The organism is Bacteroidota bacterium, assembly GCA_038746285.1.
GTDB lineage: Bacteria > Bacteroidota > Rhodothermia > Rhodothermales > JANQRZ01 > JANQRZ01.
The window spans coordinates 1-19221 of record JBCDKT010000012.1 but is presented as its reverse complement, the minus strand read 5'-3'; the positions used below and the strand labels follow the sequence as shown (position 1 = coordinate 19221).

Genomic DNA, 19221 nt, shown 5'->3' with positions numbered 1-19221 from the left:
GTCCACCCACACGCCCTTCCACCGCTGATGCGCCGTCCTGCCTGCTCTATCGCAGCGACCTGTTGCCTGGTCGTTGCGACTCTCGTTCTGGACTCGGCCTGGGCGCAGCCGATCCCACTCGTGTTCGACGCGCTCTCGGTCGAGGAGGGGCTTTCGCAGGTCACCGTCACGTCGGTTGCGCAGGACGCGGAGGGCTTCGTCTGGATCGGGACCGACGACGGGGCCAACCGGTTCGACGGCTACACCTTCGAGGTCTTCCGGCACGCCGCCGGCGACTCGGCCTCGCTCCCGCACTCGTCGGTGGAAGACCTGCATGTGGACGGCGAGGGGACGCTCTGGCTGGCGACCTTCGGCGGCGGCCTCGCCCGCTTCGACCCGTCGACGCAAGGGTTTCGGTCGTACCTCCCCGACGTGGCCCCCGACGCTCAGCGCATCGTCGCTATTCACGAGGCCGCAGACGGGACGTTCTGGCTCGGCACGAACGGCGGCCTGCTCCGCTTCGACCCGGCGACCGAGGGTTTCCGGTGGATGCTGTCCGACACCTACCCGAGCGTGGCAAAGGTCACCAGTAGTCCCGATGGGATGCTCTGGCTTGGGACGCAGCGGGGGCTCGTCCGCCTCGACCCGGCGACCGGCACCACGCGCCGCTTCCGCGTTACGGCCGACTCGTCGGTGAGCGCGGTCCACGTCGCTGCCGACGGGGCCGTGTGGGCGGGGACAGCGGACGGTCTGGCCCGCCTCGACCCGGCGGCGGAGACAGTGACGACGTTCGGCGGGTGGACGGGCCGGGTGATGGACCTTCTCCCCGACGGGTCCGGGCGGCTGTGGCTGGCGGTGGCCGGCAGCGGCCTCGTCCGCTTCGATCCGGCGACGGGGGAGGCCCAGCCTGTCGCGCGGCAGCCCGACGCCCCGTCTGGCTTCCCGACGGTGCGGGCGCGGACCCTCTTCGCCGACGCGAGCGGGCTGCTCTGGGTCGGGACCTACAATGCTGGCGTGGCGAAGCAGCGGGACACCCCGTTCACGCCGCTCGTCCACCGCCCCGCCGCCCCGGCCGACCGGGTGCCGCCGCCCGCCGTCGGGGCCCTCGCCGACGACGCCGAGGGCCGGGTGTGGCTCGGCTCGTTCGGGAGTGGCGTGGCGCGCTACGACCCGGCCACCGGCCGCTTCGAGCGCTTCACAGCGGTCACCTCCGGCCTCCCGACCGACGCGGCGCGTGCCGTGGCGATGGGCAGCGACGGGCGCGTGTGGATCGGCTCCACGGCGGGCGCGGGACGCCTCGACCCCGAGACCCGGCGCTACGTACCCGTGCCCCGCGCCCTGCCGGGCGGCGGCAGCGCCCCGCTCGGACGGGTCATCGACTTCCACCGGGCGCACGACGGGAGCCTGTGGGTGGCCAGCTACGAGACCGGGCCCTGCCGCCTCGACCCCGCCGCCGACCGCTTCCGGTGCCTGCTCGACGAGCGGCCCGGCCTCGAGCTCAGCAACCGCAACACCTACGCCGTCTACCTCGACCGCGCTGGGCGGCTGTGGGCCAGCCCGTGGGGCGGCGGCGTGGACGTGATCGACCTCGCCACCGGGGCCTCGACGACGTTCCGCCACGCCGACGCCGACCCCGCCGCGCTCAGCCACGACAGCGTGGTCGGCGTCACCGAGACGAGCGACGGGGCGTTCTGGGTGAGCACCTACGGAGGCGGCCTCAACCGCTTCGACCCGGCGACGGCCACCTTCGACGCACTCACGACGGCGGACGGACTGCGGAGCAACGTGGTCTACGGCGTCCTCGAAGCCGGCGACGGCGCGCTCTGGATGAGCACCAACCGGGGCCTCGTCCGTTTCCGCCCGCCCGCCGCCGACGCGCCGCTGGCCGACGGTGCGGTCGAGGTGTTCTCCTCGCTCGACGGGCTGCCCGGCGACGAGTTCAACGGGCACGCGCTGGCGCGGCTGCGCTCGGGCGCGCTCGCCTTCGGCGGTCCCCGCGGCCTGACGCTCTTCGACCCCGCCGCGGTGCAGCGGCGGACCTACGCACCGCCCGTCGTCCTCACCGATGTGCGCGTGATGGAGCAGTCCGTTCCGTTCTACGACGCCGCGCGCGGCGGCCCTCAGCTCCGCCTCGGCCACCGCCGCAACTTCCTCGCCTTCGAGTTCGCCGCGCTCGACTTCGACGCGCCCCAGGCGGCGCGCTACGCCTACCGCCTCGACGGCCTCGACGCTGGCTGGGTCGAGGCCGGGACGCGGCGCTACGCGGCCTACGCCGGGCTACGCCCAGGCCGGTACGTGCTCCGCGTCAGCGGCACCAACAGCGACGGGGTGTGGAGCCCACACGAGGCCCGGTTCGCGTTCGAGATCGTGCCTCCGTTCTGGCAGACGTGGTGGTTCCGCCTCGGGGCCGGGCTCCTCGCGCTCGGGGCGCTCGTCGGCGGCGTGCGTCACCTGGCGCAGCGCCGGCTCCGCGAGCGGATGCGCGCCCTCGAAGCCGCCCGCCGCGTCCAGGCCGAGCGCGAGCGCATCTCCCGCGACCTCCACGACCACGTCGGTGCCCAGCTTGCGACCATGATCTCGGGGATCGAACTCGTCCACCTCGCCACCGACGCCGGGCAGCCGGACGCGGCGCGGGACCACCTCGGCACGCTCGACGGCGACGCCCGCCGCACGATGACCCAGCTCCGCGAGACCATCTGGGCGCTCGACCAGCAGGCTGTCCCTGCCGCCGCCTTCGCCGAGCGGGTCCAGCAGATGCTCGACCAGCAGACCCGCTACCGCGACGGCGTTGCTGCAGCGTGCGACGCCTCGGACGCGGAGGGCACCGTGCTCTCGCCCGCGCAGGCGCTCCACCTCTTCCGCATCGCGCAGGAGGCCGTCACGAACGCGCTCAAGCACGCCGACCCCCGCACGCTCCGCGTCGACCTCCGCCGCGACGGCGACTGCCTCGCCCTCTGCGTCACGAACGACGGCAGCGAGGCCGGGACGACCGCGCCAAACGTCGGGGGCGACGGGGCCCCGAGCGGCTACGGCCTGCGCAACATGCGCCGCCGTGCCGAAGACCTCGGCGGAGACTTCCGCTTCGCGGCCGAGGCCGGGCAGGCCGAGGTGCAGGTGCGCGTCCCGGTCTACGCGGCCGAGGCGGCGGGGTAGGTCCCTCCGTGCCGGCGGGTTACGCGTTGGCGACGATGACGTGCTCGGGGAAGAAGTAATTGCTCTCCAGCGTGCCGTTCTCGACGGAGTCCGAGCCGTGGACGGCGTTCTCGCCCATCGATGCGGCGAACTGCTTGCGGAGCGTGCCCTCGGCGGCGTCGGCCGGGTTGGTCGCGCCGATGACCTCGCGCCAGGTGGCGACCGCGTCGTCGCGCTCCAGGACGAGCGGGATGCACGGGCCGCTCGACATGAAGTCGGTCAGTTCGCCGAAGAAGGGGCGCTCGCGGTGGACGGCGTAGAAGCCCTCGGCTTCGGTCTTAGAGAGCGTGACGAGCTTCATCGCCCGGACGGCGAATCCCTCTTGGAGGATGCGGTCGAGGATTTTGCCGCTGTGGCCGTGCTCGACAGCGTCGGGCTTGATGATGGCGAGGGTGCGTTCCATGGCTGAGTCGGGAGGTCTGAGGTCAGGAGTTGGGTGCCGGCCGAATATGACGGCGCGGCGGGCTCCGGGACCGCGAAGAGTTGCTGAAGGGCGGGGGACGGAGGACGGTAGACGGTGAGACGGAGGACGGGTGTGCTTCGCGCATCCGCAGGAGGAACCTCTCGTGGTCGCGCTCCGCGCCGGCATTGTAGGGGCGAGGCGTGCCTCGCTGGTCGGGGCGTCCTCCTGCCATCGCGTTCTGCGCCAGCACGCGCAGGGGCGACGTATGTGGTCGCCCTGGTCGGGATTGCCTAGCCTGGGTCAGGAACGGTGCCGGCGGCCGGGCACGGCACCGCCGTGTCCCTATGACCGGTCGGTGTCGAGCGAGAGGGGGCAGAGCCCGTAGTAGACCTCCTGCGCTTCGGCGAGCGAGAGGCCGTGTTGGACGACCTCGAACTGCTCGCTCCCGTCGAGGCCGTTCGCGCCGAAGGGGACGATGCCGAGGGCGAGGCTGCCGCGGCGGAGGTTGCCCACCAGGATGTCGCCCTGCCGGGGCGCGTAGTCGCCGCGCGGGCGGAGGACGGCGTAGCCCGTGCCGGGCGTCCGGGCGATGAGGTGCGCGCAGCCGGGCCGCGCCACAAACACCGCGTGTGCCGACTCCACGGTGGTCTCCGCCCCGAACAGCCCCGCACACCCGGGCAGGAGGAGGGCAGCCAGCACCGGCGCCAGAGTCCATCGCCCGTTCGGCACTCGATGACCGGCACCCGTCATGTCTAGACGTGCCGCTCGGCGTGGTAGGACGAGCGCACGAGCGGGCCGCTCTCGACGTGGTCCAGCCCGAGCGCCTCGCCCTGCTCCTTGTACCACCGGAACGTGTCCGGGTGGACGAAGTCTTCGACCGGGAGGTGCATCCGCGTCGGCTGGAGGTACTGCCCGATCGTCATCACGTCGAGGCCGATCTCGACGAAGTCCTCCATCAGCGCGAGCACCTCGTCCTGCCTCTCCCCGAGGCCGACCATGATGCCGCTCTTGGTGCGGAGGCCGAAGTCCTTCTTGGCGCGGCCCAGCACGTCGAGCGAGCGCCGGTAGCTGGCCTGGGGGCGGACGCGGCGGTAGAGGCGCGGGACGGTCTCGACGTTGTGGTTGAAGAGGTCGGGGCGCGCTTCGAAGACGATGTCGGCCCCGCCCTCCATGATGCCGCGGAAGTCGGGGACGAGGACCTCGACGGTGCAGCCAGGGACCTCCTCGCGGAGCAGGCGGATCGTCTCGGCGAAGATCGGCGCGCCGCCGTCTTTGCGCTCGTCGCGGTTGACGCTGGTGACGACGACGTGCTGGATGCCCATCAGCCGGGCGGCCTCGGCGACGCGGCGCGGCTCGTCGTAGTCGAGCCCGGCGGTCGGGCGGCCGGTCTTGACAGCGCAGAAGCTGCACGAGCGCGTGCACACGTCGCCGAGGATCATGAACGTCGCCGTGCCGGCGGTCCAGCACTCGCCCATGTTGGGGCACCGGGCGCTCTGGCAGACGGTGTGGAGGTTGTGCGTCTCGATGATCTCCGAGACGCGGCGGAAGGTCTCGCCGTAGGGGAGCTTGACGCGGAGCCACTCCGGCCGCTGCCCGGGCCGGTTGGCCTGGACCGGCTTCTCCACGACCGGCAGCTCGAAGAAGCCGTCGGCGGCGAAGCCGTCGCCGCCGGCCCCGTCGCCGCCGACCGGCGTGGCAGTTTTGAGCGCGATCTCGCCGGGCCGGCGCGGTTTGGATGAGGTCAGCGTGTCGGCCATGGGGTGTGAGTACAGCCTTTCTGCTCGTCATTCCCGTGCTGGGCCTGGCCTTGCGGAGGCCGGGGCGGGGTGACTTTTCTTTCCGGGCAAAGGTACGATGGAACCGGGGCAGGCGCGCTGCCGAGCGGCCTCGTCCAACCCAGCGCCGCTTCACGAGGTTTCCTCAGCCGTCCGGCTTGGGCTGCGCACCGGCTTGGTGCTATACTTGCCAGGCTGCAGACAACCCATCGCTCACCGACTGACCGGTACGCTCTATGATCGCTGACGTGCAGAAGCACCTCCCCGCACCCGCCGACACCCGTGACATCATCGGTCGCCACCTCCTCGCCGACGGCTTCGAGATGGTGCTCGACATGGAGAAGAGCCAGGGCGTGTTCCTGCGCGACGCGCTCACCGGGCGCGACTACGTGGACTTCTTCACGTTCTACGCCTCCAACCCGCTCGGGATGAACCACCCGAAGCTGCGCAGCGACCCCGGTTTCATCGAGCGCCTCCTCGACGCGGCGATCAACAAGGTCTCCAACTCGGACGTGTACACGCGCCACTTCGCCCGCTTCCTCGACACCTTCGAGCGCGTCGGCATCCCGGACGAGCTGCCCCACGCCTTCTTCGTCTCGGGCGGCGCACTTGCGATCGAGAACGCGCTCAAGACGGCCTTCGACTGGAAGGTGCGGATGAACTTCCGCAAGGGTTACCGCGCCGAGCGCGGGCACCGCGTGCTGCACCTCGACCAGGCCTTCCACGGCCGCTCGGGCTACACGATGAGCCTGACCAACACCGACCCCAACAAGGTCGCCCTCTTCCCGAAGTTCGACTGGCCGCGCATCCTCAACCCGGTCATGAACGGGCCGGCCCACGCCGAGGACGTCGAGGCGCGCGAGGCGCTCGCCGTGCGCCAGGCCAAGCGCGCCTTCCACGACCACCCGGACGACATCGCCGCGATCATCGTCGAGCCGGTCCAGGGCGAAGGCGGCGACAACCACTTCCGGCCGGAGTTCCTCCAGACCCTCCGCACGCTCGCCGACGAGAACGACGCCCTCCTCATCTTCGACGAGGTCCAGACAGGCGTCGCGCTGACGGGGACGTTCTGGGCGTGGCAGGGCCTCGGCGTCACGCCCGACGTGATGGCCTTCGGCAAGAAGACCCAGGTCTGCGGCATCCTCGCCGGCCCGCGCGTCGAGGAGGTCGACGACCACGTCTTCGCCAAGTCGAGCCGGATCAACTCGACCTGGGGTGGCAACATCGTCGACATGGTCCGCTTCGACCGCATCCTGGAGATCATCGAGGAGGACGGCCTCGTCGAGAACGCGGCGACGCAGGGGGCCTACCTCCAGGCGCGGCTGCGCGACTTCGCCGAGCGCTACGACTCCGTCACGAACCCGCGCGGCCAGGGCCTGATGTGCGCCTTCGACCTCACCACGCCCGGCATCCGCGACCTCGTCCGGCACAAGGCCTACGAGCACGGCCTGGTCATCCTCGGCTGCGGCGAGCGGACGATCCGCTTCCGCCCGGCGATCAGCGTCTCCGAGGACGACCTCGACCACGGCCTCACCCTCCTCGACCGCGCCCTCGCCGACGTGGTCGGCTAGCCGTGCCGGTGCGCCACATCACCGCGCCGGCGCGCATCCCGGTCCCCGGCGACAAGCTCATCGAGGAGCACGTCGGGCACGTCAACACGGGAACGGCGAGCCTAAGCGTGGCCCACATGGTCGCCCCGCCGGACTGGGACGAGCCGTTCCAGACGCCCACCTTCGACGAGGTCACGATCGTGCTCCGCGGCACGATGCGGGTCGAGCACGGCGGCGGGACGGTCGACGTGCGGGCGGGGGAGACGGTGCTCTGCGAGGCAGGCGAGCGCATCCGCTACTCGAATCCCTCGGCAGACGAGGCCTGCGAGTACTGGGCCGTCTGTGCGCCCGCGTTCAGCCCGGAGACGGTAGGACGGGAGGAGAGCTAGCGACGCGTGGCAGCGGGCTCGGAGGCCGCTGCCGGCAGACCGCTGCTGACAGGGGCATCGGCTGTCTGGGGACGTGCGCTCGGGGGAGGTAAAGATTTATTTACGCGGAGGGATGGGTATACCCGCAGCGTGGTGGGTATTCCTCGTGACAGAAGCCCGCACCGGACTGCTCGGCGCTCCCTTCAGCGCACTCCCGCGCGGGCTCCACATCCACATCTCTCTCCTCGGAGGCGTCATGTTTCAACGCAGTCCTTACCTGACCTATGCCCTTTCCCTTCTCACCCTCCTCCTCGTGGCCGCTCCCGCATGGGCGCAGACAGCCCGTGTGCAGATCGTCCACAACTCCGCTGACCCGGCTGCTGCCGTCGTCGACGTCTACGTCGAGCAGATCAGCACCGATGACCCGGCCGTCGATGACCTGGCATTCCGCAATGCGACACCGTTCATCGACCTACCGGCCGGCCAAGAACTGACGCTCACCATCGCGCCCGGCAGTTCGTTCAGCGCGGCCGACGGCATCGCGTCGTTCCCAGCCACGCTGGTGGAAGGCGAGACCTACTCGATCGTCGCCAGCGGCGTGCTCGACCCGAGTCAGTTCGAGGCCAACCCTGACGGGCGCAGCACCGCCTTCACGCTCCTGGTCGCCGACGGCGCGCAGGAGACCTCGGCCGACCCGAGCGAGGTCCAGTTCAACGTCGGCCACGGCTCGACTGACGCGCCGACCGTCGACGTGGTCGCCCGCGGCGTGGGGACGCTCGTCGACGATGCGGCCTACACCGACATTACGCCCTACATCGGCGTCCCGGCTGCTGCGTACACCCTCGACGTGACCACCGAAGACGGCGAGACCGTCGTGGCGACGTTCGCGGCCGACCTGAGCTTCGCGCGAGGGCAGGCGCTGACGATCCTCGCCTCGGGCTTCCTCTCGCCGGAGAACGACCAGGACGGCTCAGCCTTCGGCCTGCTGCTCGTCTTCCCCAACGGGGGCACGGCTCTCCTGCCCGCCTCCGCGCCGACGGCGACTGTGCAGATCATCCACAACGCGGCTGACCCGGCGGCGGCTGTAGTGGACATCTACATCGAAGAGTTCGAGGGCGACGAGCCGGTCATTGACGACCTCGCCTTCCGCACCTCGACGGGCTTCCTCGAACTGCCCGGTGACGTGGAGTTGACGATCACCATTGCCCCGGGCGACTCGGAGAGCGCAGCCGACGGCATCGCGTCCTTCCCGACGACGCTCGCGGCGGGCGGCATCTTCTCGGTCATCGCCAACGGCGTGCTCGACCCGAGCCAGTTCGAGGCCAACCCCAACGGCCGTGACATCGGCTTCACGCTCTTCGTAGACGACGACGCGCAGCAAATCTCGGCCGACCCGAGCCAGGTCCAGTTCGCCGTCGTGCACGGCTCGACCGACGCGCCGACCGTCGACGTGATCGCCCGCGACGTGACGCTCCTCGTTGACGGGGCGACCTACTCCGACATCACGCCCTACATCGGCGTGCCGCCGGCCTCGTACATCCTCGACGTGGCGGTCGGTGGTACCGACACCGTGGTCGCCTCCTTCGAGGCCGACCTGAGCGCCGCTGCCGGTGGTGCCCTCACGATTCTCGCCTCAGGCTTCCTCTCGCCGGAGAACGACCAGGACGGCGAAGCCTTCGGCCTCCTCGCCGTCTTCCCCGACGGCACAGCCGCCCTCCTGCCGGCCGTCATGGCCACTGAGACGGCACGCGCGCAGATCATCCACAACGCCGCCGACCCGGCCGCCGAGGTGGTCGACATCTACATCGAGGAGATCTCGACCGACGAGCCGGCCGTCGAAGACCTTGTCTTCCGCACGGCGACGCCGTTCATCGACCTCCCGGCCGAGCAGGAACTGACGATCACCGTGGCCCCGGGCAACTCGGAGAGCGCGGCCGACGGCATCGCCTCCTTCCCGGCGACGCTCACGGCGAACGGCACGTTCTCGATCATCGCCAACGGCGTGCTCGACCCGAGCCAGTTCGAGGCCAACCCGAACGGGCGTGACATCGGCTTCACGCTCTTTATCGACGACGACGCGCAGGAGGCGTCGACGAACGACTTCGAGGTGCAGTTCGCGGTCGTGCACGGCTCGACCGACGCGCCGACGGTCGACGTGGTCGCCCGCGACGTAGCCCGCCTCGTCGACAACGCGACCTACGGCGACATCACGCCCTACATCGGCGTGGCACCGGACGGGTACTTCCTCCAGGTCACCCTGGGCGAGGACAACGACGCCGTCGTGGCGACGTTCGCGGCCGACCTGAGCGCCGCTGTCGGCGGTGCCCTCACGGTGCTCGCCTCGGGCTTCCTCTCGCCGGAGAACGACCAGGACGGCGAAGCCTTCGGCCTCCTCGCCGTCTTCCCGGACGGGACGGCCGCGCTCCTGCCGCCGCGTGACGGCACGCTCAACGCCGAGAACACGACGCCGCTCACCGTGGCACCGGGCGGCTCGATCGCCTACGACTACGCCGTCACGAACAACGTCTCGGTGGACGATGCCGGCCAGATCTGGTTCGTCGCCGAGCAGGGCGGCGAAGTGATCGCCGAAGAGGAAGTGCGTACGGGCAACGTGCCCGGCGACGCGACGGTCACGGCCAGCTTCGTGCAGAACGTGCCGGGCAACGTGATGCCGGGCGCGTACACCTACCGCCTGCGGATCGGCGACTTCCCGGCGACCGTGCTGGACGAGAACGTGTTCGAGGTGACCGTCAGGGGCACTGCCCGCGAGGGCACTGCCAACGCGCGCGCCGTGGTGGAAGCCTGGGAGGTGACCGACGCGACGCCGTGGAGGCTGGTAGCCAAGGATGTCTTCGCCGCCTCGGAGCGTGCCGATGACGTCCCGGCCGAAGACGGACTCAGCACCTCTAGCCAGAGCGCACTGCCGACTGAGACGGCGCTGACGGGGGCCTACCCGAACCCGTTCTCGCGTGCGGCGACGGTCGCCTTCGCGCTGCCTGAGGCGGTGGACGTGCGCCTCGCGGTCTACGACGTGCTCGGCCGCGAAGTGGCCCGCCTCGTCGACGGCCAGGTCGAGGCCGGCCGCCACCAGGCGACGCTCGACGGGGCCGCGCTCGCCAACGGCATCTACATCGTCCGGCTCGCTGCCGGCGCGGTGGTGCGGACCGAGCGCGTGACGCTCGTGCGCTAAACACCGATCGTGCGTGAGCACGGTGAGTGAAAGAAGAAGACAGGTGCGCCGCCCGGTGGAAGCTCCACCGGGCGGCGCATTTTTTTGGCCGGCGTGAGGGTCTGCACCGGGAAACGGCGAGAGGGGGGTGAACGCTTCCTCCACCTGACCCTCTTCCGCTCATGCTTCCACGCTCACTCAGCCGCCGGTGCAGCGCTGCGCTGCTGTGCGCGGGCTTGCTCGCGTCCGCACAGGCCCAATCCTTCACGCTCCGCGCCGACGTGCTCGGCGGGGGGGCCACCGCCGCCGCGTCCGCCGACGGGGACTACACGCTGCGAGGCACCGTCGGGCAGGCGGCAGCCGGTCCGGCGGCGAGCGACGCCTACGCCCTCGGCAGCGGCTTCTGGTATCCGGCCGCGTCGTCGGCTCCTGAGCCGCCGCCCGCCCTGGTGGTCGCACTCGTCCCGCTCAACCCGCCCGTCACGGTGCCCGCGGGCGGCGGGACGTTCCAGTTCCAGGTCTCCGTCACCAACACGACCGGCGCGCCCCAGAGCTTCCAGGGCTGGACCGACGCGACCCTGCCCAACGGCCAGCCCTTCGGCCCCGCGCTCGGGCCGCAGGCGCTGACGGTGGCACCGGGCGGGACCTTCGGGCCGGTGACGCTGGCGCAGCAGGTGCCGGGCACCGCGCCGCCGGGGGCCTACAGCTACACCGCCTACGCCGGGACCTTCCCCGGCGGCGCCGTGGGCACCGACAGCTTCCCGTTCACGAAGGCCTCTGCCCCGAGCGCGCCCACCCTGAGCGAGCGTGCGGTCTCGGAGGCGCCGGCCCGCACGCAGGCGGCGGCTTCCGGTACCGCCGGCTCTAGCGCTACGGCCTCCACCGCTCTTGTTTCTGGCACCGCCGCACCCGGCGCAGCCATCCCGGAGGCGGCGGCGTGGCCGGTGCTCGCCGCCGCGACGGGCGCGGCCGTCCTCCCGCCGACCGGCCTCGCCGAGGCGGCGCGTGCAGAGGACGCCCTCGCCGACGCCGACGAGGCGACCGACGCCGCCCTCGCCGCGGAGGACGCCGCGTCCGAGGTGCTCCGCACCGGCGGCGCGGCCGGGGCGGCGGCGCTGCCCCAGGCGGTGTCGCTGAGCGCGCCCTTCCCCAACCCGTTCGCCGCGCAGGCCACGGTGCGCTTCGCGCTGCCGGAGGCCGCCGAGGTCCGGTGCGTGGTCTACGACGCCCTCGGCCGCCGCGTCGCCACGCTCGCCGAGGGGTGGCGCGACGCCGGCTACCACGAGGCCGTCTTCGACGGGTGCGGGCTTCCGGCCGGGCTGTACCTGCTCCGCTTCGAGAGCACCCCGCCGCGCGCCGGGGCCGCCCGCTCGGTCCACACGCAGCGCGCCACGCTCCTCCGCTGACCTCCATCCGCTATCCCGAACCCGTGCCGCCACGCACGCCGGCGGCCCAACCACGACCCTGTCATGAAATACACCCTCGCTCTTGTTCTCAGCCTCTGCCTGCTGCCGCTGGCCGCGCACGCCCAGGCTCCCGCCTCCGTCTCCTACCAGGGCGTCCTCGAACGCGGCGGCTCGCCCGTCGACGACCCATCGGCGACGCTCACCTTCCGCCTGTTCGAGGCGGCCTCGGGCGGCTCGGCGGTCTGGAGCGAGACGCAGTCCGGTGTCGCCATCGAGGACGGCATCTTCAGCGTGGCGCTCGGCGCGGTCAACCCGCTGATCGGCGCCGACCTCCGGTTCAACCGGCCGTTCTGGCTCGAAGTCGAGGAGGGCCTCACCGGGAGCACGCTCTCGCCGCGCACGCCGCTCACCGCGACGCCCTACGCGCTCGGCCTCGCGTTCCCGCAAGCCTACAACGTCTCCGTTCCCGATGTCGCCTTCTTGATTAGCAACGGCACTACCAACGCCATCGAGGGGGAGACGCAGGCCGTCTCGGGCCGGGGCGTCACAGGCCGAGGCACCGGGTCGGCCAGCACGGGCCTCTACGGCCTCAGCCAGGGAGCCGCCGGCACGGGCGTCTACGGCATCGCCAACTCGACGCTGGCGACGGACCCCAACTACGGCGTCTTCGGCAAGACCAACTCGGCCACCGGGTTCGGCGTCTACGCCGAGCACATCGAGGGCCACACCGCCTACCTCAGCGGCCCCAGCTACGCCGTCTTCGGCGAGCACGCCGACGGGATGTTCGGCCGCCTCGGCGATGGCAGCGCGGGCGTGCGCGGCCAGCACCCCAGCGGCAACTTCGGCACGCTCGGGCGTCACGACTCGGGCGCGTGGGGACGGCACACCGGCGGCGGCAACTACGGCTACCTCGGCACGAGCACGAACGGGGCCAGCGGGACCAACAGCAACGGCAACTTCGGGCACCTCGGCAACGACAACTACGGGGTGCGCGGCTACGCGACGGCGGGGCACGCGGGCTACTTCTCAACAAACGCAGGCAACGCCGCCGCCGTCCTCCGGCTCGTCACAGGCAGCCTCTTCAACAACGACGCGCTCATCGAGGGCTACACCAACACCGCCAAGCAGTTCCAGTTCGAGAGCGACGGCTCGCTGCGGGTCTACAACGTGCTGGGCGACCAGACCGTGGCCTGGCTCAACGCCAGCGACAGCCCGAACGGGAGCGCGTTCTCGCTCTACCGGAACGGCACCGCCGTCATCACGCTCGACGCCGACCGGGGCGGCGACGCTCGCATCGTCACGCAGGAGCTTGAGATCACCGGCGGCAGCGACCTCGCCGAGCACTTCGACGTGCGGGCGCTCGCAGGCGGCGTCGCCCCCGAGCCGGGCACCGTCGTCTCGATCGACCCCGACGCACCGGGTCAACTCGTCGTCAGCGGCGGGGCCTACGACCCGCTCGTGGCGGGCGTCGTCAGCGGCGCGGGCGGCGTCGAGACGGGCCTGCTGCTCCGGCAGGAAGGCTCGATCGCCGACGGCGAGGTGCCCGTCGCGCTCGTCGGGCGCGTCTACGTCCGCGCCGACGCTTCGCACGGGGCCATCCGGCCGGGCGACCTCCTGACGACGGCACCGACGCCGGGCCACGCCATGCGCGCCTCGGACCGCGACCGCGCCTTCGGGGCCGTCCTCGGCAAGGCCATCACCGGCCTCGACGCCGGCACGGGCCTCGTCCTCGTCCTCGTCACCCTCCAGTAGGCTCAGCCAATCCATCGCCATGAAACGCTTATTGCTGCTCGCCGTCCTCGTAAGCCTCCCATCGACCGTGCTGGGACAGGACCCGGGGCCGCCCGGGGTGCGCCCCAACATCCCCGACGGCTACACGATCATCGAAGGCGACATCCTCGTCCCGGAAGGCTACCAGCGCGGCACCCTCACCGCCCAGCTCTGGCCCGGCGGCCGAGTCCCGTACGAGTTCAACGGCAACGTGAGCACGAGCAATCGCCAGGCTATGCTCGCGGCGATGGACGAGTGGGAAGCCGTAGCCGACGTGCGCTTCGTCCCGCGCAACGGGGAGGACGACTACGTGCACATCCAAGACGACACGGCGAATTACTCGGCCGTCGGGCGTCAGGACGGGCGTCAGGTGATCGGCATCTTCAACTGGAATTTCCGCTTCATCATGGCGCACGAACTCGCGCATGCGCTTGGGTTCTTCCACGAGCAGTCGCGCAGCGACAGAGACAACTACGTGTCCGTGAATCCAGCGGCCATCGTAGACACGATGGAGTTCAACTTCGACATCCAGCCTTCGACGCTGGCGTACCCCAAGCAGTCCTACGGCCTTCCTGATACGCTGACCTATGACTTCGATTCGGTGATGCACTACGGGCAGTTCACCTTCTGCATCGACCCCTGTCCGGGCCCTACCATCACGGTGCTCCCGCCGAATGGCGAGTGGCAGGCGCGGATCGGTCAGCGGACCCGCCTCAGCTTCCTCGACCGGGTGACCATGCGCCAGCTCTACCTGAGCAACGGAGTGATTGTGGACGGGACGGCGGGATCTTTCTTCAACATAGGTACGCTCCTGGCCCCCTACCAGACGTTCGGAGTAGGCTACGCCCGAGCGCCCACGGGTGGCAGCGTCTTGATTCAGCCCGGTTCGTACTCGGCGGCCGGTCTGTACACTAAACAGGCCATGCTGGAGGCTCCGCTCGGCGAGGTCGTTCTACGCTAGGCTCTGTCTTGTGATTTGGAGCGGAGGGCAGTGCACGTCAGCGAGACGCCGAGACGGGCGCAAGTCGCCTCTCAGCGTTCGTAGAGGGCGTCCAGTCCGGCCCGGGCCTGCTGCGCGCGCGGATGGTCGCTCCCCAGCGTCTCCCTGTAGATGTCCAGGGCGTCGCGGTACAGCGCCTCGGCCCGCTCGACGTACCGCTGCTCGCGGAGCAGGTCGGCCAGGCGGACCTGGCTGAAGGCGACGTCCGGGTGGCGGTCGCCGAGGACGCTCCGGCGGATGCGGAGGACCTCGTCGTAGTGGGCAGCGGCGGCGTCCAGGTCGCCGGTGAGGTGCTTCAGGCGGCCCAGGCCACTCAGGCTGCTCGCCACGCTCGGGTGCTCTGCGCCAAGCGCCGCGCGCCGCACGGCAATCGCCTCGCGGTAGAGCCGCTCGGCCTCGGCATACTGGCCGGTCTCGCGGAGAACCGAGGCGAGGCCGCTGACGCTGTTGGCGAGACTCGGGTGTCCCTCGCCGAGCGTGCGGCGCTGGATGGCTATCACCTCGCGGTAGCGTACCTCGGCCTCGCCGTACCTGCGCTGCCGCCCGAGCAGAGTGGCGAGGTTGGAGAGCGCGGGAGCGAGACTCGGATGGCCCTCGCCGAAGCGGTCCTGCCCGGCCGCGATCACGTCCCGGAGGAGGACGGCCGCTGCCTCGGGGTCCCCAGACTGGTCGAGGAACGAGGCGAGGTTTGTTTTGCTCGCTAGGGCGCTCGGGTGGTCGTCGCCCAGCAGATGCTGCCGCATCGCGAGCGCCTCGCGCGACAGGTCGAGGGCGGCGGCGAGGTTGCCCTGCCGGCTGCGGAGCACGCTGAGGTTGTCCAGCGTGAGGGCGATGTCGGGGTGCTGGGGCCCGTGGAGCGCCTCCAGCTTCCCGAGGGCCTGCCCGTAGAGCGAGTCAGCGGCGGCGTAGTCGCCCATGCGGAAGCGGAGGGCGGCCCAGTCGCGGAGGCATTCGACGGCTTCGGGGCGGCCCTCGGTGCCCAGGCGCTGGTACAGCGCGAGCGTCTCGCGGAAGAGCGAGTCGGCCGCCGGGTATGCGCCCTGCTCTGAGGCTACGGTCGCAAGGTCGGCGACGGTCTCCGCAACGGTCTCGTGTGCCGGACCGTGGTGGTCGCGGTAGAGGCCTAAGGCGCGCTGGAAGAGCGCATTGGCCGCGTCGTAGGCACCGGTCTGGAAGGCGAGCAGCGCGCGCGCACCCAGCGCATCGGCGACCTCGGGCGAGCGCGGGCCGAGAGAGATTTCGCTGAGCGCGACGGCGCGGTCCAGCAGCGGCTCTGCCCGGTCGTAGCGGCCCAGGCCGAGCCAGGCTTCGCCGAGCACGCGCAGCATGTACGCCTGCACCGCCGGCTGTTCGCTGAGTGCCTCGGCGCGCGCTTCGCCCTCTGCGAGGAGCGTCCGCACCGTCATCGTGTCCGTCGGGGCGGTGGTGGGAACGTTCGAGGCGAAGAGGTCGCCGAGGAAGCGCGTCACCTCCTCGGCCCGGTCCCGCTCGCGCGCCGTCGCGCGCTGCTGCACCGCCAGGGCTGCGACCGCGCCGACCAGCAGCAGTACGAACGCCGCCGCCGATGCTACGCCGATGCGATGCCGCTTGGCAAACTTGCGTACCCGGTAGCCCGCCGACGCTGGGCGGGCCTCGACGGGCCGCCCGGTCTGGTGCCGCTGGAGGTCGTCCAGCAGGGCCTCGACCGACCCGTAGCGCGCGGTCGTCTCCTCGCGCAGCGCCTTGAGCACGACTTGGTCGAGGTCGCCGCGCAGTGCCCGCGCCCGCTCGGACCCGGCCACAGCGCTCGGCGGCTTCGGCGGGTGGCTGGGCCGCTCGCCGGTGAGGAGTTCGTAGAGGACGACGCCGAGCGCGTACACGTCGGCGGCGGTCGTCACCGCGTCACCGCGAAGCTGCTCCGGGGCGGCGTAGGCCGGCGTCAGCCGTCGCAGCCCCTCCTGCGTGACCCCGGCCCCGGGCTCCACCTCAAGCAGCTTGGCGATCCCGAAGTCGAGCAGCTTGGCCTGCGGCCTGCCGTCCTCGCCTTCAGTGACGAGGATGTTGGCCGGCTTGAGGTCGCGGTGGACGACGAGGTGCCGGTGGGCGTGCTGCACGGCCTCGCAGACCTGCTCGAAGAGCGCAAGCCGCTCTTCGACCGGGAGCCGGCGCTGCTCGGCGTGGTCCGTGACGGGCTCCCCCTCGACGAACTCCATCACGAGGTAGGGCCGCCCGTCGGCGGCGGCCCCGCCGTCGAGGAGCCGGGCGATGCCGGGGTGGTCGAGCGTGGCGAGGAGCTGCCGCTCGCGGCGGAAGCGAGCCAGGACCTCGTCGGTGTCCATGCCGCGCTTGACGAGCTTGAGGGCGACCTCCTTCTCGAACGTCCCGTCGGCGCGGGAGGCGCGGTAGACAACGCCCATCCCGCCGCGCCCGACCTCGGCCTCGACGCGGTAGGGGCCGACGGTGTCGCCCGGCACCACGACCTCGGCCGGGTCCCCGGCGGCCAGCAGCGGTCCCGCAAACGCCGCCGCCGAGTCGCCGAAGCGGTCCTCCGCGTCTGGCGCACTGTCGAGCAGCGTGACGACCTCTTGGTAGAGCGCGGGCTGCTCCCGGCAGGCGTCTTGGAGAAACGCCGTCCGCTCGGCAGGGGGGTAGGCGAGGGCCTGGCCAAGCAGGTCGTCGGCGCGCAGCCAGTCGTCGGGGGAGAGCGCGTCCATGCCGTCAGGGGGTCGGTTGGGTAGCAGGTGGTGCGTCCTGCAAGGCGCGGTGGAGCCACAGGCGCGCCCGGACCCAGTCGCGCTCGGCGGTGGCGACGGAGCGGCCCGTAGCCTCGGCGATCTCGCTGTAGGTCAACCCGCCGAAGAAGCGGAACTCGACGGTCTCGGCGAGGCGCTCGCTGCGCGTGCGGAGCCGGTCGAGGGCGTCGTCCAGAGCCACCAACTCTGCCGCGCGCTCGTCGGCCGCGACCTGGACGGCGTCCAGCGAGACAGGCGCGTGCGGGCCGCCGCGCTTCTGGCGGAGCCGGGCGCGGGCGCGGTCGAGGAGGACGAAGCGCATCGCGCGCGAGGCGAGGGCGAGGAAGTGCGCCCGGTCGGCCGGCGCGGCGCGGGTCTGGTCGATGAGCCGGAGGTAGGCCTCGTGGACGAGGCCCGTTGTGGCTACGGTCGCCGCCGGGCGGTGCGCGCTCAGGCGAGCGTGGGCGATCTCGCGCAGCGCGCCGTAGAGGTGCTCGAAGAGGCGCTCGGCCGCGTCGGGGCGGCCCGCGCGGGCATCGCAGAGGAGGGCCGTGGTATCGGCGGCTGGTTCCATGGCAGGCACAGGCGAGACTACCCCGCAGGGGACCGGGCAAGCTCAGTGTTGATAATAAGGTAATGCGCTGGCGCAGGATAGATGCAGGCGCGTACCTCCCAATCCGTCAAAAGACGGCCCGAGAGGACAGCGCGCGGCGGGGTGCTTGTCGGAACAGGCGACCCGTGGTATCATCCCCTGCACCCCAGCCCCCGTGTGCCCCAACGCGCGGGACGCGTGCAGCCCACCGGCACGCACCAGCACCTCTTGGACGTCTCACCGGCGTCTAGACACTTCTGCCCCCACCACCCTGCCACTGACGCAGCGGCGGCCCCACCACACTGGCCGCGTCTGTGCTCCACCCTATGCCCAAAACACCCCTGCTCGCGCTGCTGGCGCTGAGCCTCAGTCCCGCCGTACCCACCGCCCATCCCCACACGACACACTTCAACGACTGCCAGACCGAGACGGGACGGAACGCCTCGGTCGTGTTTGCGCCCACCTCTCGGCTCGTCCTCGCCCGCTCCCTGCAGTCGTGGGCCTGGGCCGGGCCGGGCGACGAGGTCGCCGCCGTCACCCAGCAGGGCACCTGCGCCGGAGCCATCGTCTGGGACGGCAGATCCGCTGTCCTCCCAGTCTGGATGGACGACCCGACCACGCCGCAGCAGGACGGCTACGCGGAGGACGACCTGCTGCGCTTCCACGCCTGGGACGCGTCCTCGGGCGACGTGTTCACAGGTGTCCGAGCGCGGTATCACCCTATCGCCGACACGCGCGGCACCTTCAGCCAGGACTCCGTCGCCGTCGTCGACTGGCTGATCCTGGTACGGTCGGGGACCGGGCGTCGCGAGGCTGAGGAGATCGCAGCGGCAGTCTTGGCCGACCTGGATGCGGAGCCGCTGCTCGCCGCAGCGACTACGCTGCCGACCGAGGTGGTCCTGGAGCCGGGCTATCCCAACCCGTTCCGCACAGCGGCCCGGCTCCGCTACGGGCTGCCGGTGGCGGCCGACGTGCAGGTGGCCGTGTTCGACAGCCGGGGCCGCCGCGTGGCTCGCCTCGCCGACGGGCGGCACCCTCCAGGCTGGTACGAGGCCGTGCTGCCCGCCGACGGGCTGGCGGGCGGCGTCTACCTCGTCCGGCTCCGGGCCGGCTCCGCCCAGGCCGTGCAGCGCGTAACGCTGGTTCGCTAGAGCATGTTATGGACCCGGTTAGGTCTCAGCGTTCTCCTCAAAAACAGCCGTCATTCCCGCGCAGGCGGGAATCCAGAGCTTGTAGTACGCCTTCTGGATTCCCGATCAGGGTCGGGAATGACTCGATGTGAGGAGGTAACAGTAGCAGAACAGCG

General features: G+C 71.3%; 13 protein-coding genes. 8 read left to right on the top strand and 5 right to left on the bottom strand.

The window, feature by feature from the left end; all coding sequences use genetic code 11:
- Window positions 1–27 precede the first annotated feature (27 nt).
- Window positions 28–3132, top strand: coding sequence for a two-component regulator propeller domain-containing protein (locus AAGI91_05745; GenBank protein ID MEM1042115.1), 3105 nt, complete (start codon window positions 28–30; stop codon window positions 3130–3132).
- Window positions 3133–3151: 19 nt separating this feature from the next.
- On the opposite strand, the gene ndk is transcribed toward AAGI91_05745, so the two are convergent.
- The 3 genes from ndk to lipA all read right to left on the bottom strand — a co-directional run bounded on the left by ndk (window position 3152) and on the right by lipA (window position 5331).
- Window positions 3152–3574, bottom strand: a complete 423-nt coding sequence (gene ndk, locus AAGI91_05740; GenBank protein ID MEM1042114.1) for a nucleoside-diphosphate kinase — start codon at window positions 3572–3574, stop codon at window positions 3152–3154.
- Between the two features lie 342 nt (window positions 3575–3916).
- Window positions 3917–4273, bottom strand: coding sequence for a hypothetical protein (locus tag AAGI91_05735; GenBank protein MEM1042113.1), 357 nt, complete (start codon window positions 4271–4273; stop codon window positions 3917–3919).
- Window positions 4274–4326: 53 nt separating this feature from the next.
- Window positions 4327–5331: a lipoyl synthase gene (gene lipA, locus AAGI91_05730; protein MEM1042112.1), complete on the bottom strand. Its 1005-nt coding sequence runs from the start codon at window positions 5329–5331 to the stop codon at window positions 4327–4329.
- 254 nt (window positions 5332–5585) lie between these two features.
- On the opposite strand from lipA, the gene lat reads away from it, so the two are divergent.
- The 6 genes from lat (at window position 5586) to AAGI91_05700 (ending at window position 14573) form a co-directional block, all read left to right on the top strand.
- A complete protein-coding gene (gene lat, locus AAGI91_05725; GenBank protein ID MEM1042111.1) occupies window positions 5586–6920 on the top strand; it encodes an L-lysine 6-transaminase in 1335 nt (444 codons plus the stop codon).
- 2 nt (window positions 6921–6922) lie between these two features.
- Window positions 6923–7288 carry a cupin domain-containing protein gene (locus AAGI91_05720; protein MEM1042110.1) on the top strand — a complete coding sequence of 122 codons (366 nt, stop codon included), beginning with the start codon at window positions 6923–6925 and terminating at the stop codon, window positions 7286–7288.
- A 292-nt stretch (window positions 7289–7580) separates the two neighbouring features.
- On the top strand, window positions 7581–10457 hold the full coding sequence (locus AAGI91_05715) for a DUF4397 domain-containing protein (GenBank protein ID MEM1042109.1): 2877 nt from the start codon (window positions 7581–7583) through the stop codon (window positions 10455–10457).
- A gap of 161 nt (window positions 10458–10618) precedes the next feature.
- On the top strand, window positions 10619–11842 hold the full coding sequence (locus AAGI91_05710; protein MEM1042108.1) for a hypothetical protein: 1224 nt from the start codon (window positions 10619–10621) through the stop codon (window positions 11840–11842).
- A 63-nt stretch (window positions 11843–11905) separates the two neighbouring features.
- Window positions 11906–13594 carry a hypothetical protein gene (locus AAGI91_05705; GenBank protein MEM1042107.1) on the top strand — a complete coding sequence of 563 codons (1689 nt, stop codon included), beginning with the start codon at window positions 11906–11908 and terminating at the stop codon, window positions 13592–13594.
- Between the two features lie 19 nt (window positions 13595–13613).
- The gene (locus tag AAGI91_05700) at window positions 13614–14573 is read left to right on the top strand and encodes a M12 family metallopeptidase (protein MEM1042106.1); all 960 of its coding nucleotides are present in this window, start codon (window positions 13614–13616) and stop codon (window positions 14571–14573) included.
- 71 nt (window positions 14574–14644) lie between these two features.
- Here the strand turns inward: AAGI91_05700 and AAGI91_05695 are convergent, their stop codons facing one another.
- Both AAGI91_05695 and AAGI91_05690 read right to left on the bottom strand, forming a co-directional pair.
- Window positions 14645–17305, bottom strand: coding sequence for a serine/threonine-protein kinase (locus AAGI91_05695; GenBank protein MEM1042105.1), 2661 nt, complete (start codon window positions 17303–17305; stop codon window positions 14645–14647).
- 4 nt (window positions 17306–17309) lie between these two features.
- Window positions 17310–17897 carry an ECF-type sigma factor gene (locus tag AAGI91_05690; GenBank protein MEM1042104.1) on the bottom strand — a complete coding sequence of 196 codons (588 nt, stop codon included), beginning with the start codon at window positions 17895–17897 and terminating at the stop codon, window positions 17310–17312.
- Window positions 17898–18241: 344 nt separating this feature from the next.
- Here AAGI91_05690 and AAGI91_05685 point away from each other — a divergent pair, with 344 nt between their 5' ends.
- A complete protein-coding gene (locus AAGI91_05685) occupies window positions 18242–19066 on the top strand; it encodes a T9SS type A sorting domain-containing protein (protein ID MEM1042103.1) in 825 nt (274 codons plus the stop codon).
- The last annotated feature ends 155 nt before the right edge of the window (window positions 19067–19221 follow it).